Origin of the sequence: Salimicrobium salexigens (assembly GCF_900156705.1) — a bacterium.
GTDB lineage: Bacteria > Bacillota > Bacilli > Bacillales > Halobacillaceae > Salimicrobium > Salimicrobium album.
In genome coordinates this window covers 1-20863 of record NZ_FTOK01000016.1, presented here as the reverse complement: position 1 = coordinate 20863, position 20863 = coordinate 1, and the positions used below count along the sequence as shown (strand labels likewise).

Annotated in this window: 26 protein-coding genes and 2 pseudogenes; 16 read left to right on the top strand and 12 right to left on the bottom strand. The window is 42.1% G+C overall.

The window, feature by feature from the left end; all coding sequences use genetic code 11:
- From BW931_RS12845 to BW931_RS12835, 3 genes are all read right to left on the bottom strand, one after another.
- Positions 1-224 (bottom strand): helix-turn-helix domain-containing protein (locus tag BW931_RS12845; RefSeq protein ID WP_143541890.1); only part of this gene is annotated, 224 nt, incomplete at its 3' end.
- Between the two features lie 91 nt (positions 225-315).
- Positions 316-537: a helix-turn-helix domain-containing protein gene (locus BW931_RS12840; RefSeq protein ID WP_076572830.1), complete on the bottom strand. Its 222-nt coding sequence runs from the start codon at positions 535-537 to the stop codon at positions 316-318.
- Between the two features lie 10 nt (positions 538-547).
- Positions 548-1024, bottom strand: coding sequence for a DUF2975 domain-containing protein (locus BW931_RS12835; RefSeq protein WP_076572828.1), 477 nt, complete (start codon positions 1022-1024; stop codon positions 548-550).
- Positions 1025-1413: 389 nt separating this feature from the next.
- Between BW931_RS12835 and BW931_RS12830 the strand changes: the two genes are divergently transcribed.
- Positions 1414-1833, top strand: a complete 420-nt coding sequence (locus BW931_RS12830; RefSeq protein ID WP_076572826.1) for a PaaI family thioesterase — start codon at positions 1414-1416, stop codon at positions 1831-1833.
- A 55-nt stretch (positions 1834-1888) separates the two neighbouring features.
- Here BW931_RS12830 and BW931_RS12825 read toward each other — a convergent pair whose 3' ends face one another.
- A complete protein-coding gene (locus BW931_RS12825) occupies positions 1889-2236 on the bottom strand; it encodes a VOC family protein (protein WP_076572834.1) in 348 nt (115 codons plus the stop codon).
- On the opposite strand from BW931_RS12825, the gene BW931_RS12820 reads away from it, so the two are divergent.
- From BW931_RS12820 to BW931_RS12810, 3 genes are all read left to right on the top strand, one after another.
- Entirely contained in the window at positions 2231-3106 is an 876-nt protein-coding gene (locus tag BW931_RS12820) for a YitT family protein (RefSeq protein ID WP_076572824.1), read from the top strand. The two genes, BW931_RS12825 and BW931_RS12820, sit on opposite strands and share 6 nt — an antisense overlap.
- 133 nt (positions 3107-3239) lie before the next feature.
- Positions 3240-3653 (top strand): RrF2 family transcriptional regulator, encoded by a 414-nt coding sequence (locus tag BW931_RS12815; RefSeq protein WP_076572822.1) that lies wholly within the window; start codon positions 3240-3242, stop codon positions 3651-3653.
- Between the two features lie 198 nt (positions 3654-3851).
- Complete coding sequence (locus BW931_RS12810; RefSeq protein ID WP_076572820.1) at positions 3852-4427, top strand: class I SAM-dependent methyltransferase; 576 nt, start codon at positions 3852-3854, stop codon at positions 4425-4427.
- A gap of 551 nt (positions 4428-4978) precedes the next feature.
- Here the strand turns inward: BW931_RS12810 and BW931_RS13735 are convergent.
- Complete coding sequence (locus tag BW931_RS13735; protein ID WP_234972651.1) at positions 4979-5293, bottom strand: winged helix-turn-helix transcriptional regulator; 315 nt, start codon at positions 5291-5293, stop codon at positions 4979-4981.
- Between the two features lie 27 nt (positions 5294-5320).
- Positions 5321-5635: pseudogene (locus BW931_RS13730) on the bottom strand (winged helix-turn-helix transcriptional regulator); the annotation flags it as partial.
- Positions 5636-5797: 162 nt separating this feature from the next.
- Here BW931_RS13730 and hxlA point away from each other — a divergent pair.
- The 4 genes from hxlA (at position 5798) to BW931_RS12785 (ending at position 9006) form a co-directional block, all read left to right on the top strand.
- Positions 5798-6439, top strand: coding sequence for a 3-hexulose-6-phosphate synthase (gene hxlA, locus BW931_RS12800; protein WP_076572816.1), 642 nt, complete (start codon positions 5798-5800; stop codon positions 6437-6439).
- A complete protein-coding gene (gene hxlB, locus BW931_RS12795; RefSeq protein WP_076572814.1) occupies positions 6436-6993 on the top strand; it encodes a 6-phospho-3-hexuloisomerase in 558 nt (185 codons plus the stop codon). The genes hxlA and hxlB overlap by 4 nt, the downstream gene beginning before the upstream one ends.
- A gap of 364 nt (positions 6994-7357) precedes the next feature.
- Positions 7358-7939 (top strand): copper resistance CopC family protein, encoded by a 582-nt coding sequence (locus BW931_RS12790; RefSeq protein WP_076572812.1) that lies wholly within the window; start codon positions 7358-7360, stop codon positions 7937-7939.
- Positions 7936-9006: a copper resistance D family protein gene (locus BW931_RS12785; RefSeq protein ID WP_076572810.1), complete on the top strand. Its 1071-nt coding sequence runs from the start codon at positions 7936-7938 to the stop codon at positions 9004-9006. Before BW931_RS12790 ends, BW931_RS12785 begins: the two co-directional genes overlap by 4 nt.
- A gap of 34 nt (positions 9007-9040) precedes the next feature.
- Here BW931_RS12785 and BW931_RS12780 read toward each other — a convergent pair whose 3' ends face one another.
- From BW931_RS12780 to BW931_RS12765, 4 genes are all read right to left on the bottom strand, one after another.
- Positions 9041-9400 (bottom strand): LysR family transcriptional regulator substrate-binding protein, encoded by a 360-nt coding sequence (locus tag BW931_RS12780; RefSeq protein WP_234972650.1) that lies wholly within the window; start codon positions 9398-9400, stop codon positions 9041-9043.
- Positions 9401-9540: 140 nt separating this feature from the next.
- Positions 9541-11475 carry a glucose PTS transporter subunit IIA gene (locus BW931_RS12775; protein WP_234972648.1) on the bottom strand — a complete coding sequence of 645 codons (1935 nt, stop codon included), beginning with the start codon at positions 11473-11475 and terminating at the stop codon, positions 9541-9543.
- Positions 11459-12376: an N-acetylmuramic acid 6-phosphate etherase gene (gene murQ, locus BW931_RS12770; RefSeq protein ID WP_200802055.1), complete on the bottom strand. Its 918-nt coding sequence runs from the start codon at positions 12374-12376 to the stop codon at positions 11459-11461. The genes BW931_RS12775 and murQ overlap by 17 nt, the downstream gene beginning before the upstream one ends.
- Positions 12369-13244, bottom strand: coding sequence for a MurR/RpiR family transcriptional regulator (locus BW931_RS12765; protein WP_234972647.1), 876 nt, complete (start codon positions 13242-13244; stop codon positions 12369-12371). The genes murQ and BW931_RS12765 overlap by 8 nt, the downstream gene beginning before the upstream one ends.
- A gap of 221 nt (positions 13245-13465) precedes the next feature.
- Between BW931_RS12765 and BW931_RS12760 the strand changes: the two genes are divergently transcribed.
- From BW931_RS12760 to sdhB, 7 genes are all read left to right on the top strand, one after another.
- Complete coding sequence (locus tag BW931_RS12760) at positions 13466-13927, top strand: SRPBCC family protein (protein ID WP_076572804.1); 462 nt, start codon at positions 13466-13468, stop codon at positions 13925-13927.
- Positions 13928-14108: 181 nt separating this feature from the next.
- Positions 14109-14276 carry a hypothetical protein gene (locus BW931_RS13590; RefSeq protein WP_159435721.1) on the top strand — a complete coding sequence of 56 codons (168 nt, stop codon included), beginning with the start codon at positions 14109-14111 and terminating at the stop codon, positions 14274-14276.
- Positions 14277-14548: 272 nt separating this feature from the next.
- Positions 14549-14821, top strand: coding sequence for a hypothetical protein (locus BW931_RS13420; RefSeq protein WP_143541889.1), 273 nt, complete (start codon positions 14549-14551; stop codon positions 14819-14821).
- Between the two features lie 58 nt (positions 14822-14879).
- On the top strand, positions 14880-15179 hold the full coding sequence (locus BW931_RS12755; RefSeq protein WP_076572802.1) for a hypothetical protein: 300 nt from the start codon (positions 14880-14882) through the stop codon (positions 15177-15179).
- 186 nt (positions 15180-15365) lie between these two features.
- On the top strand, positions 15366-15743 hold the full coding sequence (locus BW931_RS12750; RefSeq protein ID WP_076572800.1) for an iron chaperone: 378 nt from the start codon (positions 15366-15368) through the stop codon (positions 15741-15743).
- A 99-nt stretch (positions 15744-15842) separates the two neighbouring features.
- Positions 15843-17288, top strand: a complete 1446-nt coding sequence (locus BW931_RS12745) for a polysaccharide deacetylase family protein (RefSeq protein ID WP_159435719.1) — start codon at positions 15843-15845, stop codon at positions 17286-17288.
- Positions 17289-17633: 345 nt separating this feature from the next.
- Positions 17634-18389, top strand: a complete 756-nt coding sequence (sdhB, locus tag BW931_RS12740) for a succinate dehydrogenase iron-sulfur subunit (RefSeq protein WP_076572796.1) — start codon at positions 17634-17636, stop codon at positions 18387-18389.
- A gap of 57 nt (positions 18390-18446) precedes the next feature.
- Here sdhB and BW931_RS12735 read toward each other — a convergent pair.
- Positions 18447-19478 (bottom strand): annotated as a pseudogene (locus tag BW931_RS12735) (DUF819 family protein); the annotation flags it as partial.
- A 70-nt stretch (positions 19479-19548) separates the two neighbouring features.
- Between BW931_RS12735 and BW931_RS12730 the strand changes: the two are divergent.
- On the top strand, positions 19549-20091 hold the full coding sequence (locus BW931_RS12730) for a transposase (protein ID WP_076572794.1): 543 nt from the start codon (positions 19549-19551) through the stop codon (positions 20089-20091).
- 293 nt (positions 20092-20384) lie between these two features.
- On the opposite strand, the gene BW931_RS13585 is transcribed toward BW931_RS12730, so the two are convergent.
- Positions 20385-20678, bottom strand: coding sequence for a hypothetical protein (locus BW931_RS13585; RefSeq protein ID WP_076572792.1), 294 nt, complete (start codon positions 20676-20678; stop codon positions 20385-20387).
- Between the last annotated feature and the right edge of the window lie 185 nt (positions 20679-20863).

Genomic DNA, 20863 nt, shown 5'->3' with positions numbered 1-20863 from the left:
TTCCTAAAGTGTAATACATCCAGCTTGAATTGGACAGGATAGACTTGTTTGGAGCGCTTCCTTTTCAATCCTTCTTCCCCGAACGCTTGATACGCCTGGACCCACCGTCTTATGGGTGTTTTATCAGGAAGAGCGTATTTTTTGGCTAACAAAGCGTATCCTAAAGAACCTTCGAGATATTCCCTTACCACCTTTACCTTAAATGCCTTACTATACTTGAACATAAAAACACCCCGGAAGTTAGATTTTTTACTCTAACTTCCGGGGTGCACTACCCTTTCATGACAAAGCCTGCTCATTTCCAAAATGAACAAATTAATCTGCGGCGCCTTCATCACTTCGGTATTCTAATATATCTCCAGGCTGACAATCCAGTGCCTCGCATATCGCTTCTAATGTAGAAAAACGAATCGCTTTCGCTTTTCCATTCTTCAGTATAGAAATATTGGCCATCGTGATTCCGACCTTCTCAGTAAGTTCTGTTACGCTCATTTTCCTTTTAGCTAGCATCATATCAACATTTACTATAATTGCCATATCATTCACCTCAGACCGTTAGATCATTTTCGGATTTTATATGAATTGCTTCTTGTAAAAGTCTTTGGAGAACAGCAGCAAAGACGGCGATCACAATGGAAGCGAATATAGGTACCATTCCGAATATTACTAGACCTGGGGCGTCGTCTATTTCTGCCATGATAAAAACGAATGGCAGCACTACTGTATACAAGCCGCTGATTGTCAAAGCACAGAGTTTAATTGTTTTCAGAGCTTTTACAGAGGAATCAGAGAAGGCTTGGCTTTTATCAATATAGATCAAAAGATTAAATGCCCCATACAAAGCAATAAAAAACGGAATCATTGAAATATACATGCCAATTACTGTCGGGTAAAGTATATGGTCATAATTTGGATTGGCAGGATTATTAACTAGATAAATCGCCCCGAATATACTAAGAGCTAGAACTGGAGCTCCAATAAGAAAAATGGCTATTTTTAAAAATAACGTTGAACCCCGTTTCATAAAAAGTACCTCACTTATTTAGTATTAATTTTATATTAGCACAATATTTATTGATTAGAAATAAATAATTATTGATTTTAAATGTGTTTTTATTGAATTGTTATACAATGGGAGAGTCAGTTTTCTCTTGCTAAATACAAAAAAGGGATATTAGATAATAAGTAGAAATAGTGTAGTAAGGAACGATGATGGAAGAAAAATATGGCTCACAAAATTCCCTGTCCGGTTGTGGATTGTTCTATCCTACAGAATATCTCTGTTGAAGTGTATGGATTCGTCTTATACAAGTCGAATGGGAGAAAATTCGCGTTCCTCCTCTGACCATTCGCATTCAGATTGCGCAACGTCAGTGAAGAACAATTAATGAATAATTTTGGAGGGACAAAGAAATGGATGATAAAAATTTTTTTGAGACAGGAATACAGGCCTTGGAGGCGCAATCCTTTAGTCAACTCATTGGCGCAAAGTTGATTCAATTCAAGCCGGGAGAAGTTATTCTGGAAATCCCGATAAAAGATAATTTATTACAACAACATAAATTTGTTCATGGTGGTGTGGTTAGTTATGCGGCTGATAATACGTTAACCTTTGTGGGAGGGTCTGTTTTAGGATCTGAAGTATTAACGTCAGAGTTCAAGATAAATTACGTAAGACCAGCTGCTGGCGAAAAGATTATCGCTCGCGCAAATGTTGTATATTCAGGGGCACGGCAGGCTGTATGTCGCTGCGACGTGTTCTTTCAAGATTTTGAAGGGAAAGAAAAATTATGTGCTACTTCTCAAGGAACTATAGTGACTGTTACTCCCTGAAAAAGTGAAAGGCAGACAAACTTGACCGTTTGCGAACCTTCATGAATTGTTCCGATTAACCAATCGGAAGATTAAGCTGCCATGATACACCAAACTTATCATTGATCCATCCGAACTTTTTACTGAACCCATAATCATCCAGAGGCATTAAAGCCTCTCCCTCCATAAGGAGACTTTCATAAAGATGATTCATCTCGTCTTCCGAATCACACGTTAGAAAAACGGAAAAGGAAGGCGTGAAAGTAAAATCATGGACAGGAGGACTGTCCATGCACATGAATTCTTGTCCTTTCAATGAAAAGGGTGCTTGCATCACAGTGCCCTCTTTCCTTCCTTGATCAGCACCATAGCGGACAATATTCGTTATGGATGAATCTTCAATAAGAGAAGTGTAGTAATTCATGGCTTCTTCAGCATTTTCATCCTGGCTGGATCTGCCTTTTATGCTTTTGGCGTTGTTAATTTCAATATTCAAAACGGTCTTTCCGAAGGTGGCTTAACAGGATTAACGCTTATTATACTTGCTTTATTTAAAATTGATCCGGGACTCAGTAATATTTTGATTAACATTCCGTTATTTTTGATCGGCTGGCGACTGGTAGGACGTAATATGCTTATATATACGATTGTCGGAGCATCTTCCTTTTCCTTTTTTCTTTCGTTTTTCCGTCGTTATTTCATGTTCGATATTCCCTTGCAGGATGATATGATCCTCGTCGCTCTATTTGCAGCAGTGTTTAAGGGTGTAGGTGTGGGAATCATTTTTCGTTACGGAGGAACTACAGGAGGAACCGATATTGCATCACGGATCGGGAACACATATTTTGGGTGGAGCATGGGAAAGACTTTGTTCATTATAGACATTGTGGTCATTACCTCCTCTCTCCTTTATCTCAACTATCGTGAAGTAATGTATACGCTTGTAAGTGTATTTATTGCTTCTCGCATCATCGATATAATTCAGCAGGGTGCTTACACGGCGAAGAGTGTCATGGTTATATCAAACAAAAATGAAGCCATAGCAAATAAGCTCACCTACGAAATGAACCTGGGCGTAACACTCTGGGAAGGAAAAGGCGGGTATACGGGGCGCGATAAAGACCTCTTGTATTGCGTAGTGAATCGTAATGAAATATTTCGACTGAAAGAGACAATTAAACATATCGACCCGACTTCTTTTATAGCTGGGAGTGATGTCCATGAGGCATCGATTCAGGGACATTCACTTGATGAATACAAAAATCTATGGACGACTGATAAAAGAAATAATTAAGTGTCATCTTACTGCTGGACCTGAACTGGATGAATGTATGGACTTCCTTCATACATAGTGATATTCATAGTGATATTACGAAACTTATCATAGATATTGTGAGTCTGTTATATCTTTGTTAAGGAGGTGTTGTATGAAGTATTCAAATGCGACAAACTACGCGCTGCACACGATGGTCCATTTAATGTTGCGGCCGAGGGGGAGTTCGGTGGGAGTGCAAGAATTAGCCGGAATGCAGCATCTTTCTCCGACGTATCTTTCTAAGATATTAACCAAACTTACGAAAGCTGGTTTGATCGAGTCGACCCCTGGTGCAAAAGGGGGGTATGAAATCTCCAAAACCGACCATGAAATATCCTTTCTGGATGTTATTAATGCGATTGAAGGAGATACAAACTTATTCGACTGCTCCATTCACTATGAAGGCTGCTTGATTGAAAACGTTATGAGGAAGGCAGAACAAAATATGAAAGATGAACTGAAATCAAAGCTTTTAATCGATATTGCTAAAGAGGCTAAATCCAAACAAAAAGAAGAAAAAAGTTAAATGAATTTTGGAGGAGTGGCATAGATGGTATCAGATTGTGCTGTAATTGGCGGAGGTCCGGCTGGACTGAATGCTGCTTTAGTCTTTGGCCCGATGCAAAAACCATTATAAAGTCACCTTTTTAATTGGCGAAAAAAAGATGTTGAAGAAAATTCAGCTTGAAGATGAATCAGTAGTGTTCCGTGAAGGAGGGTTCATATGCATTGCTCATATGACAAGCACAATAAAGGAAAAGTATCGTATTTAGAAAGTCCCGAACGAAGAAAAGAATTCTCGCCGGATCAATTACTGAACATGGTTCCTGTAAAAGAATCGGACAGCATACTGGACTTTGGAGCTGGAACCGGTTATTTTTCCATCCCTGCGGCAAAAAGAATCAAAGGGAACGTATATGCGTTGGATATCGATTCGAACATGCTGGAAATCATAAAGGAGAAAGCCTCGGAAGAAAAGGTTGCGAATATTGTCCCGGTCCATGGAAATATGGATGCACTTCGTTTACCGGTTGGCTCTATCGATATGATCATTGCCTCTCTGGTGCTGCATGAAATTCAGCCCTTGGAACCGCTGCTACAGCAAATGAATAGCGTGTTGGAAAAAGAAGGATATTTAATTTGTTTGGAAATTCAGCCTGAAGGAAACGCTGAGAAATCGCCGCGAATTACCATGGAAGGAATGGAGAAGGTAATGAAAGAGGCGGGATTCCAAGTGAAAGAAAAATTTTTCCCGGCCGAATCTATATATATGCTCGTTGCACAGAAGATGGATGGCTAATAATTTTTGTTTAATTATAGATATTAGATGCCTGTAATATATGAAAGTTATTGACCATGAGATGTTGTCAGGGTAGCACCATAACCCGTCGTATAAACTTTTCGAGAAGAAAATGGTGGAAGATTAAAAGAAGGGACATCTTCAGTATTTCAGCAGGATTTGCAATAAATTCAACAAGCGCTCCTTCAGAGTGGTATGGGTTTCTGCACCCGCAGTATATCGTTATATTCTTTCTTTCTGGTGGGGAAGTAGTGAGAGCTGTCATGGAATACGAGCATGCAGAAAACCATTTACTTAATCAAAAGAACTTGTTAGTTCGATAAATCTACTCATTACAGTAAGCGTTTACATTTCTATTCTGAAAAAAGGAAGGACGGTCACTGAATTTCGGAAAAACGGTGACCTGTTTCACGTATTTGAATTCTATTACATAAAAAAACCTGTTGTGTACTGAAACAACAGGTTTTTTGGAGTTTATGTTTGAATTGTTAGATGCTTTACTATTTTATTCCCTTAAAAATGAATAATCCTGTCACTCGAAGCGACAATTTTTATGACTCACCATGGCGGGCTATATAGCGGCTGCCCCAATCTTCCAGTGCCGTCAAGATCGGAAACAGACTCATCCCCTGGTCCGTCAGTGAATACTCCACTTTGGGAGGGACGACGGGATACACTTCCCGGTGCATAAGCCCGTCTTCTTCCATTTCTCTGAGCTGAGCCGCCAGCATTTTTTTCGTGATGGACGGGATCAGTTTTCTCAGTTCCCCGAAACGTTTCGTCCCTTTCAAACCGACGTGGCACAAAATAATGAGTTTCCATTTTCCTTCGATTACAGACAGGGTCCGAAGTTTCTCCGCATACATGCTTTGCTCTGCGTCCGCATGTACCGGGTGGTTACTCCCCCACTCATACAGCATATCCAGAATAGGCAATAGACTTTCCCCTTCCGCAGTCAGGGAATATTCCACTTTCGGCGGCACCACACGATACACTTCCCGGTGGACGAGCCCGGTTTCTTCCAATTCTTTGAGCTGGTTCGTCAGCATCTGCTGGGTGATCCCGGGTGTCAGTTGTTTCAGCTCCCCGAAGCGTTTCGTCCCCTGCAACCCGAGGTGGCATAAAAGAGTGAGCTTCCACTTTCCCTCGAGCACGGACAACGTTATTTCTTTTTCAGGATAAAATCCTTTGAGATTTTTAGTGATCATTCAATCCCTCTCTCAGCGCATTAGTCTACTTTAGGATACTATATCAGAAAAAAGTGCCTACTTACATAAAATAGGATTCCCCTTTACTATTACGTGTGAAGCAGAAAGATTCATTCTCTGTATACAGGAGAAAAATCAGACTAACAGCAGGAGGAACTTTTAATGAAATTACAATTAGCACTGGACCTTGTAAATATCCCGGAAGCGAAGGAATTGGTGAAAGAAGTAGAAGACCACATTGATGTGGTGGAAATCGGTACCCCGATCATTAAAATAGAAGGACTGAAAGCAGTACGGGAAATGAAAGAAGCTTTTCCGAATCTTGAAGTACTGGCTGACCTGAAAACGATGGATGCGGCAGCATATGAAGTACAAAAAGCATCCGAAGCGAATGCTGATATCGTAACAGTACTCGGTGCGGCTGAAGACGAGTCCATCAAAGGGGCCGTGGAAGAAGCGCGGAACCAGGGGAAAGAAGTACTAGTCGATCTGATCGCGGTGAAGGATATAGAAAAGCGTGCCAAAGAACTTGATGAACTGGACGTGGACTACATCTGCGTACACACGGGCTACGATCTTCAGGCCGTCGGAAAGAACTCTTTCGAAGACCTGCAGACGATCAAAAACGTAGTTAAAAATGCGAAGACAGCCATCGCCGGTGGAATTAAACTGGATCAGCTGGAAGAGGTAATCAAAGTTCAGCCGGATCTCGTCATCGTAGGCGGCGGAATTGCCGGTCAGGAAGATAAAAAAGCTGTCGCTGCAAAAATGCAGGAAATGATCCGTCAGGGGTCTACAGCTTGAGAACTACAGAATTTTTGCAACAGATTATCCAGGAATTACAGCACTCCGCCGATGTAATTCCGGATGAGGAAGCGGAAAGAGCAGCAGAGGAGATTCTGGCAGCCGGAAAGGTTTTCGTAACCGGAGCCGGAAGATCCGGATTTATGGCAAAATCCTTCGCTATGCGACTGATGCACATGGGAATCGATGCTTACGTTTTAGGAGAGACAGTGACACCGAATTTTGAAGCCGATGACATTCTGATCATCGGTTCAGGTTCGGGGGAAACGAAGGGATTGGTTTCTGTCGCCGAAAAAGCAAGAAGTATCGATGGAGTCATCGCTGCTGTTACGCTGGTTCCGGAGTCCACAATCGGCAAAATTGCTGATTTCACGGTCACCCTGCCTGGTGCCACAAAGGACAGAAGCGATAGCAACTATTCGACTATCCAGCCGATGGGCTCCCTGTTTGAGCAGACCCTGCTACTCTTTTACGACGCTATAATTCTTAGAGTCATGGAGAAAAAGGGGCTGGACACGGATAAGATGTACGGCAAACATGCTAATCTTGAATAATAATCTGATGGAGAGCAGTAATGGGTGACCATTGCTGTTTTCTTTATTTTGTGAGTCGAAAGGTTGAACAATATGCACCTTGGATGTCAGCGGGGCAGCCGTTTCTTCAAAAGCGATGTTTTCGGAGATCAGTGGAATAGTCTGAGCGGCCACCCCAAAGTGTCTCCCCTTAAGTCAGGGGAAGGCATTGGTTCCTCCTGTATTCTCATATCTTTCTGCTAAGGCGACTTTAGGACGTTTGTTCACTGAATTGTCCATCTTATACTCTGCTATTTCTCTTCCCGTTTTGATTAAATTAGAAGAAGGAGTGAACCATTATTCCTTTTTATTCGTAGTCTTTATAAAAGAGAAGGAGAGTTGGACCATGAAATATATCGCTATGTTTTGTTTACTGATTACATTCGCTTTGCCGACGACGGTAGGAGCCCATACACATCTTGAAAGTTCGGAACCTGAGACAGGCAGTTCCTTAACCTCAGAAAACCCGGGAGTCACACTTACCTTTGACTCCAATGTTCAGGAACCTACATCATTGATGGTTACAGATGAAGAAGGGAAAGAGTTCGAGATAGAGGAGTATACCCACTCCCCTGAAAATGTTGTGGAGTTCACTATTCCGGAAGGTGTCGGCAGTGGTGAGATTGAGGTCTTTTACAGCATCATCGGTGAAGACGGGCACGTGATGGAGAACCAGTTGTTATTTGAATATGAAGCGGAAAAAGAGGCATCTACATCTGAAGGAGATACGGAAACAGAGGGAAATGAAACCTCTGAGACTGAAAAACAAGATTCCACAGAGGAGCAAACAGAACAAGAATCTACGGAACAGCAGACGAAAGCATCGAACGAAGAAAGTGACTCCGGCGGCTGGGTTGTACCGGTCATCGTCTTCGGGATTTTACTTACTGCCATAGCCGTATTCTTTAGCTTAAGGAAAAAAGCATGATCTATGCTTTAACGAATGGAGGGCTCTACGCCTGTCTCTCCATTCTTATTGGCGCCAGCCTTCTCTCCATGTTCAATGAAGAGCTGGCTCATCGCAGAAATACGTGGGCGCTCTTCGCATTAGCTGTACCTGTTTTAGCCCTGTATCCAGTTATAGAGCTGTCGTTCAGTCTTCAGGAATACCGGGAAGGAGGCTTTCTGTCCAGTTTTTTCCATGTGCTTACGCAGTTAAAAGGAGGGCAGGCGTGGCTTCTTCTGTTGGGCTTGTCTATCCTCCAGGTGGTTGTACTCAAGACGATTCGAAGACCAAAAGTCGTATACTCATTCAGCTTACTATTTATTGTCGGGATGATTCTCATTCAGAGTGTTACGGGACACTCCGCGAGTATCAATTCTGCTCAGGGAGCACTTTTCCACACGATTCATTTCATCGCGGTGGGAGTATGGTCGGGTATTCTGCTCGTTATGAGTTTTCTGTCCGGCAAAGAAGACCGGTGGGACTACTTTGTCGACTGGTTCACGAAGGTAGCGATAGGGTGCATGGTATGGATTGTAGTGACGGGAGTCGCTATGAGTCTGACATTGACGGAGAGCATCGTAGGTTCCTGGATGCTCTCCTACGGACAGGCACTGCTGGTCAAACATCTTCTGTTCATCGTTCTCCTGCTGTTTGCTTTCGTTAATGGCTTTCTTATCAAACGTTTAGTAGGGGAGAATAAAAACTTTTCTCCTAAAAGCTGGTGGAAAGCGGAAAGTCTTCTCATTGTTTCCATTTACACGATCACAGGTTACATGACGGAACAGGAAACGCCTCACAACATAACGCAAACGCTAAAAGACCAGGAACCCTCTGCCCTTTTCCGTATGTTTACCACAGTGGATGGAGTCGGTCCCCTGACTATCGCGCCGAATGTGATCAGTATTTCCCTAGTGGGCTTAGCCTTTGTTTTCCTTCTGTTTGCAGGGATGATGGTCAAGCGGAATTCTGTGGCTGGAACTTTCTTTGTAAGTTTAATGATGATAGTAAGTTTATACTTTGGTTTTATGAGCAGTGTAACGATGAGTTGAACGGACACCGGTGAAGGGTGTTCGTTTTTTTCAGTTATTCGTTAGACGTGTTTTTTAATGTAGTTTTGGTTAATTCTATGAAAGATTGCAATGGTGGAGACAGCCATTTATCTTTATGCCACGCAACTCGAGTAAAGATGGGAGGGATGTCACTTTTCCAATTTAATTCCACTAATCTATTCTCTCTAAGGTCTTCTTCCACTACCATTGTGGGGAGAGCGCTAATTCCGAGCCCTGCGATTACACACTGTTTAATCGCCTCAATACTTCCAAATTCGATTTTATGGGCAGGATAAACCTGTGAGCTGTGACAAGACTGTGCCAGAAGATTGCGATAGGAACATCCTGTTTCGGTCAATAGAAGTGTCTCCCGCTCAATATCTTTTAAAGTCACCTCCGTTTTACGAACTACACCCCGAAAAATAGACACGAAGAAAAAGTGTCTTTTTTCGGGGTGATTTGATAAGCAGAATCGAGTTCATCATTTTTGTTCAGCCGGGGAGATGAAAGACTTTCACAATTGGGTGCTATAAGTCATTTTAATTCCAGCAATTCTTTACCTGCTTCCACACGTTTCACTTCCACTGGGGTAATTGCTGCGTAGTTATTAGAATTAGTAACGACAATCGGTGATGTGATGTCGTACCCCTGACTGGTAATTGCTTCGATATCGAACGTGCACAATAATTGTCCTGCTTCTACATAGTCATTCTGAGAGACATGAAGGTTGAATACTTCATCTTTTATTTTTACAGTATCTAAACCGACGTGAAGCAATATTTCTGCTCCATCCGTGGCTGTTATACCAACGGCATGACCCGTTGGATAAATAGTCGAAATGGTACCGGCCACTGGAGCGTAAAGTTTCCCTTCCTCGGGGTGGATGGCGATACCTTTACCGACCAGTTCATTGGCGAAGACTTCATCCGACAATTCATTTAGAGGGAGCAACGCACCGGTCATAGGACTTTTGATTTGGGTTTCTTCCTTACTGTTATCACTCTGCATTGTTTCAGCCGTACCTTTCTGTTTTGGCTGCTCGGGAGATTCTCCATAAAGTTTGTTGACCATCTCTTCTTTAAAGCCGAACAGATACGTCAAAGCGAAACCACCGACATAAGAAATAATCAGTCCTACAGTATACAACAGATATTTATTGTCCGCGATTAATGGAATCATTACGATGCCTGAAGGCCCGACGGTTATAGCACCGACGTTGAAGAAAGAGAGAAATGCACCTCCAAAACCGGCACCAAGACTGGCTGTTATAAATGGACGGCCAAGCGGTAGTGTTACTCCGTATATCAATGGCTCTCCAATACCCAGAATACCGACAGGAGTGACACTTGCAACCGTATTCTTCAAACGCTTACTTTTTGTTTTTAGATAAATGGCAAACATTGCACCAACTTGTCCGCCTCCTGCCATAGCAAGAATCGGAAGCAGCGTAGTGGAACCGAACTGTTCAATCAATTCCAAGTGCACAGGTATTAGACCCTGGTGCATGCCTACTGTTACGAGAGGCAGGAATGTGGCAGAAAGTATAAATCCACCAAATACACCGCCAGTTTCAAGCATAATGTCCACAAGGAACCATGTAATACCCTTCATTAATATTCCGGCAACAGGCTGAATAACGATAATCGTAGCAAGTGCTCCGACCATGACTGTAATAAGTGGTGTCAAAACCAGGTCTAAACTGTCATGGACACGGTTACGGGCAAATTTTTCGATCTTCGTGAATAGATAAGCGGCTATGATAACGCCCAACAGGCCACCGAGCCCGGTATTTATACTTAAACCGAGTCCGAATAGACTTAAGGTGCCGATATCGCCGAGTACCGGAGCATAAATCAACAGCCCTGCTATACCGCCAAGAACCATGGTTCCGCCAAATTCACGGGCCGTGTTGATACCTACAAACACGCCAAGAGAACCAAAAAGTAGCCCACCTATCGACTGGAGAAGATTATACCAGTCGGAGTCGAGGACGGACTGGTTAATTAATCCGGCGTCTGCCATGTTCAAAATCAGGTTGGCGATTCCCAGCATTAACCCGGAGGCAACAAGCCCGGGTACAATAGGGACGAAAATATTCCCGATATGCCTGAAGAGTTGCTGGAAGCTTGAAGTTTGTTTTGCTTTATAGGAAGCTTTTGTATCTTCGGTAAGATCGAATTCACTGCTGTCGTCTTCTCCCTCGACATCAACGGTGATGTTTGTACTTTCGTGTATCTCGTTAGCGACTTTTGTTACCTTCCCTGGTCCAAGAACAATTTGAATGGTACCCTGGTCAATAACACTCAGTACTTCATCGTAACCCTTGATCGCTTCAAGATCGATATTATTTCTTGATTTTAGATCGATACGTAAACGTGTAATACAATTAGTGAGGTTCGCAATATTTCTTTCTCCACCCAAATTTTGAACAATAATTTTTGCCAGTTCTTTGTTATTCAAGCCTTGCACTCTCCTTGTCGACCAGTTTAATTGCTTCCTGAACAAATCCATTTGATTCAGTGAGATGTGTTTGTGCTTCTTCATAACTGCAGTTTAACTTGAGCATGATAATCGCAATTTTTGGCTGCTGGTGTGCTCGTTCCAAATATGTGGAGGCTGTTTCTTCGTCGGTTTCAGCCGCACGAGCTACAATACCTTTAGCTCTTTTCCTAAGTTTTTCATTGGTCGGCTGTACATCCACCATCAGGTTTTGAAAGACCTTACCGATTCCAATCATAGAACTTGTCGAAATCATATTCAGCGCCATCTTTTGTGCCGTCCCCGCTTTTAATCGGGTGGAGCCGGTTAAAACTTCAGGGCCTACTTCAATTTCGATGGGGATGTCGACGTACTCACTTATTTCAGAATTTTTGTTGCAACTTATAGCCGCTGTGTTTGCTCCTACTGTGTTACTATACTCCAAACCGCCGATGCAGTAAGGAGTCTGGCCGCTTGCAGCCAAAGCGATTACAGTGTCGTTTTCGTTTAGTTCTATCTCTCTCAGATCTGCTCTGGCTTGTTCGGGATCGTCTTCCGCGCCTTCAATGGACTCAGTCATAGCGGCTTCCCCGCCCGCAATGAGACTTTGAACTTTATCGGGATCTGTTCCGAAAGTGGGTGGACACTCGGCCGCGTCTAACACCCCCAGGCGCCCGCTTGTACCTGCGCCGACATAAACAAGTTTCCCTCCTTTATTAAATGAATCGATAACAGCCTGCGCGGCTTTTTCGATTTGGTTTAACTCCCTATTTACTGCATCAGGAACCGTTTTATCTTCTTCATTCATTACGCGTAATATTTCTCCTGTACTCATACTGTCAAGGTTCATTGTTCTATGGTTCCGTGCCTCTGTGGTCTTTTGTTCAGTCACGTTCGTTTTCCTCCTTGTTACTTCTCCGTATAATGGCATAGGTTTCGTTAAGATATTCCAGTGATTTGTCATAATTTTCGTAAGCGCAAGCTGTGTAGAGCATATCGATTACATTCAGAGATGCTATACGCGAAGACATGGCAGCGCTTCGGAATTCATCTTCCTGGGCTGCTACGTATAAGACAGCGTCTGCCAGATTGCTTAAAGAAGAGTTGGCATATTTCGTTATTGCGATCACTTTTGCCCCTTTGGACTGTGCAATTTTGACACAATTGATGACTTCCTGTGTTTCTCCCGAATAAGAGATGGCAACGGCTACATCTTCTTCATTCAGATTAACAGCAGAAACTTTTTGCATATGAAAATCACTATAAGCTGTACATGATTTATTTATGCGCATAAATTTCTGAACGGCATCAAATGCGATTAGTAGACTAGCTCCTATACCATAAAAATCGATTTTTTGTGCGTTGATTAAATACTTGGAGGCAGCTTCAAACTGGTCTTTCTGAATCAATTGCAGGGAACTGTACAGTGATTGGATATTAGTGTTGGTTATGACCGCCATCATTTTATTGACAGGATCTTCAGGGGTTAGTGTTTCCTGTTCCAAGTTGTGCAAATCGATTACTGTAAGATCGCCGGATAGTTTCAATTTGAATTCTTTGAAGCCCTTGTACCCGAGGGTCTGACAGTATCGCATAACAGCTGACGGGCTGGCGAAGCTGGCTTCGGCAAGCTGTTTTACAGACATAGTTACCGTAGTTTCCGGGTTTTTCAAAATATACCTGGCTACTGCTCCTTCAGAAGGTTTAACGTAGTTCAGTGATTCTCGTACTTTGTATAGAATACCTTCCAGTATAATCACCTCCTGCGTTATTTGTTAACGCTTTCATAGATATATGATAGGTTTAATGAAATATAATTTCAATATTAATAGGTTTTTTGGTACTTAATTTCATTTTCTGAAATTTTAATTGTATTTTTAGAAGTGAAATTAGCTACAATAATCATTTTTCAAAAAGTAGAGAAGGAACAGGGATTAACTTGCAATAAAAAGAGGAAAGGACTATTCAGAGGTGAAAGCTATTGAAAATATATAAGATAGAAAGAACTCAGCAGCTTCCAATCAGCTTAAGTGAGGCGTGGTCGTTCTTTTCAAGTGCAGGAAACTTATCAAGAATTACTCCCCCATGGATGAAATTTGAAGTCACCGGGGAGCTCCCTGAACATATGTATCCCGGAATGATTGCAACATATCATCTGCAGCCGGTGCTCGGGATTACACTCAGCTGGATGACGGAAATCACTCATGTGGAGGAGAATAAGATGTTCGTGGATGAACAGCGTCATGGTCCATTCCAGTTCTGGCATCACCAGCATCATTTTAAAAAGGTGGAAAACGGTGTGGAGATGACGGATATTGTTCACTACGCACTTCCTTTCTCTAAAGCCGGCAGAATAGCTCATCGATTGAGTATAAGGAAGAAGCTGGAGGAAATATTCAGGTATAGACATCAGAAAGTGGAGGAGATGTTTAAGGATATATAGATCTTTCCGGCGAACATATAGAAGACCCTTTCTCTATAGCTTAGCTTGCTTGGGGAAAAGGGTTTTTCTTTATGAATTAAGTGAGGAGATAACACGTCTTAATAAATCGAATATTCAGACATATTTGCTGAATCATGGTATTATATAAGTGAAGAAAACGATTGGAAAGGAGGGCGAACTAATGGACAAACAGAAAAAATTCACTGTAAACAAGAAAAAACAGACCCGAACAAAAGAGATCTCGACGATGATCAATGAGGGTGGCCTGGGCGCCGACAGGTACTACAACATTAAGTATATGAAGCCTTCACGTGACAAGGCAGCTAAAAAACAGAAGGATGAAGCGTAGTCCGAAAAGTTTGTCTCTTTTGTACGGGATAAGTGTTAATCGTGCAGGAACGATGTGGCTTACAGCCGGGACACGCTTTGTTTATAACAACTTATCATACGGATGAGGCGATGGTTCAATGCGAACGATCGCTTTTTTTATTATAGGAAGTGAATGCAGAATGCAAAATCGAAACATTCTGTACTATTTCGAAACGGAACTAAGTTGGAATCGTATGTAATAAAAAGAGTCCAATAAGGCGAAGGATTTATGTAAGAGGATATAGTCAATGCATGGAGTGGAACGGAAGGGTATGTCAGCATAAAATACCGGGTTTTATATCGGGTTCATTTCCTATTTACAGGCTAGGGTCTTGCAGTTGTTTTAATTGGGGTGAGGTATGCATGCAGGAAATAGATTACTTAAATGTATTTTTATCAATTGTGATTATTATATATGGAGGGTATTTAGTAATAGCTGATTATCCTGATTTGTATATATTTGGAGTATTTTTTTCAGTTGCAGGAATATTCAGTTTAATAATGGATTTAGTAAAAAATACTTAAAAAGATCAGCTGATTAAACAGAGAGGTGACCAGGGCGTGGTAAAAGGAGGTAACTTTGATGAATATCATAATTCCAATAATCTCGACCGTAGTTGTGATAACCATGTTCTCTTTTGCTTATAAAAATAAGCAGAAAGTCGATGAGGGGTTTAAAGTAAATTATTTCAGTTTATCTTATAGGAGAAAAATGATAAGAACATTAATGACCTCGCCCTTTATGCTATTAGCTATTACCGGGGTATTATACCTCCCGGACTTAGATTTGTTTACAAAAATAATGGTCGCGTCATTTTTGCTTATGGTATTAATTATTCAATTCGTTTACAACTATTATATGTGGAAGAAGAAAGAAACATAAGCTTTGAAGCTGCTATAGAAGGAATAGTGCATGATTAGTCTTAACAATGGAAAAATCAGCACACAGTTTTGGTCCGGTAAAAGAGTGAGGGGATTAAGGAGGTTCACTAGAAATCTCAAGCATCCGTGACAACGTATTACATAAACAAATGAATCGATTGATCATGAATAGAAAGGAGGAACAATCATGCAACATGATGTTGAAACCCCGGAGGACTACTACAAAGCGATCGAGGAAGACTGGAGAAAAGAAAAATTATTGAAAGTAAGAGAATATATTTTAATGCATGGTCCGGAACTGAAGGAGGGCATCCAATACAAAATGCTGAGCTTCGGATTGGAATCATCCGTTGTTTTTCATTTAAATGCCCAGAAATCGTATGTAAGTCTTTACGTAGGAGATATCAAAAAAATCACGGGAGCCACACAGTCTTTGAAAGATCTGGATTATGGAAAAGGATGCATCCGCATTAAGAAATCGGTCGATTTGAACGAGAGTGGCCTTGAAGAATTTGTGAGAGCGACTATCGAGGCCTGGAGGAAGGGAAAAGACGTGTCCTGTTAAGCGCGCCGCCGCACCAGGGTATGTAACTTTTTTGTTACAAAACTCATTTCTATGGTAATATATATTTGAAAAAATTAGCAGAGGAAATGAGTTGCCATGATGAAACGTATTAAATTGCCAGGTTGGATTGTAATTATTCTATTGCTTGTCGGGGTTACTTTTGGAATGAATCAGTTGCTCAGTCAGGCTTTTGAAGGGGACTCAGAAAAAAATGGTCCGGAGAAGGAAGTCGAGGACTCCAGCGTCTACCCGGGTCTGAACATTGAAACGAAGACGGAAGAAACGGCCTTGTATACTTCATCGGTCAGTCTTCCTTACACGGAACATGAACAGGCTAATAAACCGATAAACGAATGGGTGGAGGCCCAGAAGAAAGAATTCACCAGTGAAGTACAAAAATCGAAACGTACCCTTGAGGAAAACGGTTTTCGTGCCCACTTGAACATTCAGGTGGAGACGGAAGAAATAGCTGACAAGCTTTACACACTCGAATTCGAGTCCTATCAGATTACAGGCGGGGCAAACGGTATGACGAAAACGAAGTCCTTCGTCATCGACCTGAATAAGGAGAGGCATGTGCAGCTTGAAGATGTTTTCCGGTTAAATGAAGAAACGATCGGAAATATCCAACATCTGGTCAGGGAGTCGCTTTCCAATAATGATGAAGTCAGCCCTTACCTCTTCGAAGATATGGTACAGGACGCTTTGAAGAACCCTGACAAATGGAAGTGGTCCATCAGCCAGGATCACGTGATTTTTTACTTTGATGAATATGAAATTGCGGCGGGTGCAGCAGGTTCGGTCAAAGCGGAAATTCCGATGGAGGAAATCAAACCATATCTGCAGGATGATTTTGCGGATCGGCTGGATGTGACAACTCCCGAGAAGGAAAAACGTAAGGAAGAGACAGAGCATTCAGATGAGAAAGCGGAACTTGATCCGGATGGAAAATATGTTGCACTGACATTTGATGACGGTCCCCACCCCGATGTGACACCGCGCATTCTTGATACACTGGACAAGCATGGGGCCAAAGCGACCTTTTTCATGCTGGGAAGTCAGGTGGAATATTACCCGTCGCTTGCCAACAGAGTGGAGGAAGAAGGCCATGAAATCGGGAACCACACGATGAACCATCAGGATCTTACGGTGCTCGGGAGAGAGGAGGTACGTGAAGAGATGCAGGGATCGAGAAGTATCATCGAAGACGCTATTGGTCACGCTCCCTCTTTATTACGTCCTCCGTACGGGGCGTCCAACGGGGACGTGGAGCAGGTCAACTCGGAACTGGGGCAGTCGATGGTTATGTGGTCCGTAGATTCCCTTGACTGGAAGAGCCGTGATGCTCAGGCAGTGAATGAGAAAGTGATGTCCAATGTTACGGAAGGGTCCATCGTATTGCTGCACGACATTCATTCATCGACAGCCGATGCGCTGCCGCAACTGCTGGATTCACTGGAAGAGCATGGGTATCAGATGGTTACTGTGTCCCAGCTGCTTGAATTACAGGGAGAGCAGGGCGTTGGACCCCATTACGGGAATTAATGAGGGAAAACTTGGTTGATCCCTTCTCGCTCAGAAGTAAAGTGGACGAACACACTAAATTATCCACGTATAATTTAGTGTGTTTTTTATGAAGTTTTTTTATAGGAAGAAATTAAGTATATTGATTCAGCGAATGATAACCTCTTCGTAAAAGTCTGATTAGACAAAAAAATCAGACTTATTCACTGGAATTTGTTACTATAATAATAAGAACATAAAAGCATTACAGGACAGTTGAACGCAAGGGTACGGAATTCTTTGAGAGAATAGGAATTTTCAATAGTAAAGGATTCTGAAGTTACACCTTCATAGCAGAACAAGCTTTATAAATGAGGAGGAGAGAAAATGGAAGAGATAACCCTGATTATCGAGAGACAAGACGATCCTGATTCCGCCCCTTATGAAGAAGAGTTTGCCGTACCGTACCGTCCTAATATGAATGTCATTACTGCCCTGATGCATACCCAAAAGAATCCCGTAACGAAGGACGGGAGAAAAACGACTCCTGTCCAGTGGGAAATGAGTTGTCTGGAAGAAGTATGTGGTGTCTGTTCCATGGTGATAAACGGAACACCACGCCAGGCCTGTACTACTTTGGTTGATCAACTGGAGCATCCAATTACATTACGTCCCATGAGAACCTACCCCGTTGTGAGAGATCTCGTTATTGACAGAGAAAAAATGTTTGACGCACTAAAGAAAATAAAAGCGTGGATCCCTATTGATGGTACGTACGATATTGGTCCTGGTCCACGAATGGATGAAAACAAACGGGAAATGGCATATGAACTTTCCAAATGTTTTACTTGTGGAGTTTGCCAGGATGCATGCCCCAACGTTAACGACAAGAGCGATTTTCTCGGACCGTTCGTTTTTTCACAAATTCGTTTAAAAAATGTTCACCCCACAGGTGAAATGGATAAAGATGAACGTACGGAAGCCTTTATGGGTAAAGGCGGGCTTCAAGGGTGTGGAAATTCCCAGAACTGTGTAAAGGTATGTCCTAAAGGGATTCCAATAACAACTTCTATAGCAGCTGTGAATCGTGCCGCAGCGCTCCATTCATTCAAGAGTTTTTTCGGCTCTTATTCCAGTCGTTAGATTTCTTTACTGATATAGAAAGACTTTATAGGTTATTCATTAATGAGAGCTGGAGGTTTACAATAATGTCTGAAACAAGGCGCCAAGCCCTGTACCGATGTAATTTCCGACAATATAGCCGAGGGTACCGACGAGCAGAATAGGAACGATTAGTCTGTTCCAGCCTTTGGCGATTGCCATTGCTGCAGCTGTTGTCGGGCCTCCGAGGTTGGCGTTGCTGGCAAGCAGTATCTCCTCCAGGTTGAACTTGAACAGTTTTCCAAGTATGAGGGAGAAGAACAGGTTCATTAATACAATAATGAGTACGAAAATGAGTAGGAGCGGCGAGGTTGTGACCACCAGCGCGATGGAAGCCGGTACTCCGATGACTACGAAAAATAAATAAATCAGGAACGTTCCGAGCTCCTGGGTCCCTTGAAGATTTTCGAAATAATCGGGAGCCAGAAGCACGGCGATGACGGTCAACGTAGTAAGCATGAGATACTGATCACCAATAATGCCTCTGAGCAAATCATAAAATATATTTGCGTTTTCCCCGTTCGGGATAACTCCAGCAAAGAAGTCCGCCAACTGGAACGAGACGGCGACGAGGACGAATGCCGTCGCAATACTGGAAGCGATGTCTTTCAAAGAAATCTCTTTTCGTTTCCAGAAAGAGGCCGCCTGGGTTTCGTCATCCCCGGTGGCATTTTTCTCGACTTCTTCCATGTGAGGCGTTTTATAGTTCTTTCTAAAGAAGTTAACAGCAGGGATCCCCATCAGGACAAAGAAGAAAAGAGCCATCATGGCATTATCAGCCACGACCGTGGCCGACACGAGATCGCCGGGAGCTTCGAATTTAGCGGACATGGCTGCGAAGTTCACGCCGCCGCCCGTATAGGAACCTGCCATCATCGCACCGATTTTGTCCAGATGCGGAATCACATCTTTCAGCAACATAAATGAAAGAATGGTGCCGGCCACTGTACCGATAGTGCTAAGAAGAAAAATTGCCAGCATCCGCCTGCTTTCCTGCCAGATCTTTTTGATGTTGGCCTGGAATAACAGCAGGGGAATGGCAAGAGGTACTACGTAACTCCAGACAGCGTCGGAACCTCCTTCGCCCTATCGATCAAAGCGTCCAAAACCCCTGGATGCTTGTGAAGAGCGCGTGATTGAAATGATTGAAAAAGGGATGAGTATAAAGAACATTCACGCTAAGCTAACGGAACAACATAATTATAAAGGCACCTATGGTGCTGTTCGAGTATTTGTCACTGATACACGCAAGAAAAAGAAACGTGGTCAAACGTTACAAGCTCACCACTATTACTCGAGGAAGTATATCCGGAAACTTCTGTGGCAAAGTCCTTTGGAAGAAAAGGAAAAGAGAATGGTCATCAATGAGATACTGGAAAGGTATCCTGTGTTGGGTCCCTTTTATGCTTTTCTAACTTCCTTCCGTACCGCTATTACCTCCAGAGATGCCGAAGGGTTCCAGTCTCTTATTCTATTCGAAAAACATAGAGAGGATCCTTTCACAAAGACGTTTATCACGAGATTGCTTACAGACTTTCAACCAACGTTGCATGCCTTCATGAACGAAGATAGTAATGGATATGTCGAAGGGCAAATAAATCGATTGAAAATGATGAAACGCCTTCTCTACGGGAGAGCCAGTTTCCCACTATTATGTGTGCGTATGCTTTACCGAATTCAGTAAGCTGAAAAAATCTTTTTTCATTGAAAAAGGAACACGCTGCTTCTCACCAAAAATGAATAAAACCCAATTTCATACTGCCATAAACATTATACGTTTGACCTTAAGAATCTGACAAAAACATTAAGACCTCTAAACATTTGATAGGTAACCCCAGAATTCGTTAGCGTACAGGATTCTGGGGTTTTTATGTTAAAAAATAGCTTAGCGTGAGTTTTACGGTAAAATGTTGGTACTACCCCTAGTATAGTTCTGTATAATCCACCAAATATTCTTCTTCGAATTAAAGACTATTCTTAAACACCTCTGAATACTTTCTTTTTTACTCTACACCTTTTACATTTATATATAGACCTCGAGTTTATTTCATCATCCCACCCAATCATTTCAAATTTATGTAATCCCATTCTACATAAAACACTCTTTTCTTCTCTTGTATTAATAGCTGAGTAAGCCAGCATACTGAAACCTATAATCAAAAGAATGTAAGGCGTATAAAGAAGATTTGATTTTATTTGAAGACTCAAAATAAACAATACTAATCCAAATAAAAGTATAAATGATCCTATTTTTTTAATTCGAGGCTCCATATTATTCCTCCTTTTAAAATATCTTTAATATTAATCAAATTCCCTTATAATTTAATATTTAACCTTTGTAACTGCTAGACTAAAGTGGACACTTTCCGATCAGCAGAATTGAACACTTTTTGCTCACTCATTACCTCCCCTCCGTTATACTTAATTGGTAGATTTTTTAACGGAGAAAGAGGAGG

Coding starts and splice junctions, on each gene's coding strand:
- BW931_RS12750 (WP_076572800.1), top strand. CDS start 15,366: ATGCAACATGATGTTGAAACCCCGGAGGACTACTACAAAGCGATCGAG.
- BW931_RS12785 (WP_076572810.1), top strand. CDS start 7,936: ATGATCTATGCTTTAACGAATGGAGGGCTCTACGCCTGTCTCTCCATT.
- BW931_RS13735 (WP_234972651.1), bottom strand. CDS start 5,293: ATGTATGCGGAGAAACTTCGGACCCTGTCTGTAATCGAAGGAAAATGG.
- BW931_RS13585 (WP_076572792.1), bottom strand. CDS start 20,678: ATGGAGCCTCGAATTAAAAAAATAGGATCATTTATACTTTTATTTGGA.
- BW931_RS12790 (WP_076572812.1), top strand. CDS start 7,358: ATGAAATATATCGCTATGTTTTGTTTACTGATTACATTCGCTTTGCCG.
- BW931_RS12745 (WP_159435719.1), top strand. CDS start 15,843: ATGAAACGTATTAAATTGCCAGGTTGGATTGTAATTATTCTATTGCTT.
- BW931_RS12810 (WP_076572820.1), top strand. CDS start 3,852: ATGCATTGCTCATATGACAAGCACAATAAAGGAAAAGTATCGTATTTA.
- BW931_RS12825 (WP_076572834.1), bottom strand. CDS start 2,236: ATGAATTACTACACTTCTCTTATTGAAGATTCATCCATAACGAATATT.
- BW931_RS12815 (WP_076572822.1), top strand. CDS start 3,240: ATGAAGTATTCAAATGCGACAAACTACGCGCTGCACACGATGGTCCAT.
- hxlA (WP_076572816.1), top strand. CDS start 5,798: ATGAAATTACAATTAGCACTGGACCTTGTAAATATCCCGGAAGCGAAG.
- BW931_RS12835 (WP_076572828.1), bottom strand. CDS start 1,024: ATGAAACGGGGTTCAACGTTATTTTTAAAAATAGCCATTTTTCTTATT.
- sdhB (WP_076572796.1), top strand. CDS start 17,634: ATGGAAGAGATAACCCTGATTATCGAGAGACAAGACGATCCTGATTCC.
- BW931_RS13590 (WP_159435721.1), top strand. CDS start 14,109: ATGGACAAACAGAAAAAATTCACTGTAAACAAGAAAAAACAGACCCGA.
- BW931_RS12755 (WP_076572802.1), top strand. CDS start 14,880: ATGAATATCATAATTCCAATAATCTCGACCGTAGTTGTGATAACCATG.
- BW931_RS12830 (WP_076572826.1), top strand. CDS start 1,414: ATGGATGATAAAAATTTTTTTGAGACAGGAATACAGGCCTTGGAGGCG.
- BW931_RS13420 (WP_143541889.1), top strand. CDS start 14,549: ATGGAGTGGAACGGAAGGGTATGTCAGCATAAAATACCGGGTTTTATA.
- BW931_RS12730 (WP_076572794.1), top strand. CDS start 19,549: ATGATTGAAAAAGGGATGAGTATAAAGAACATTCACGCTAAGCTAACG.
- BW931_RS12840 (WP_076572830.1), bottom strand. CDS start 537: ATGGCAATTATAGTAAATGTTGATATGATGCTAGCTAAAAGGAAAATG.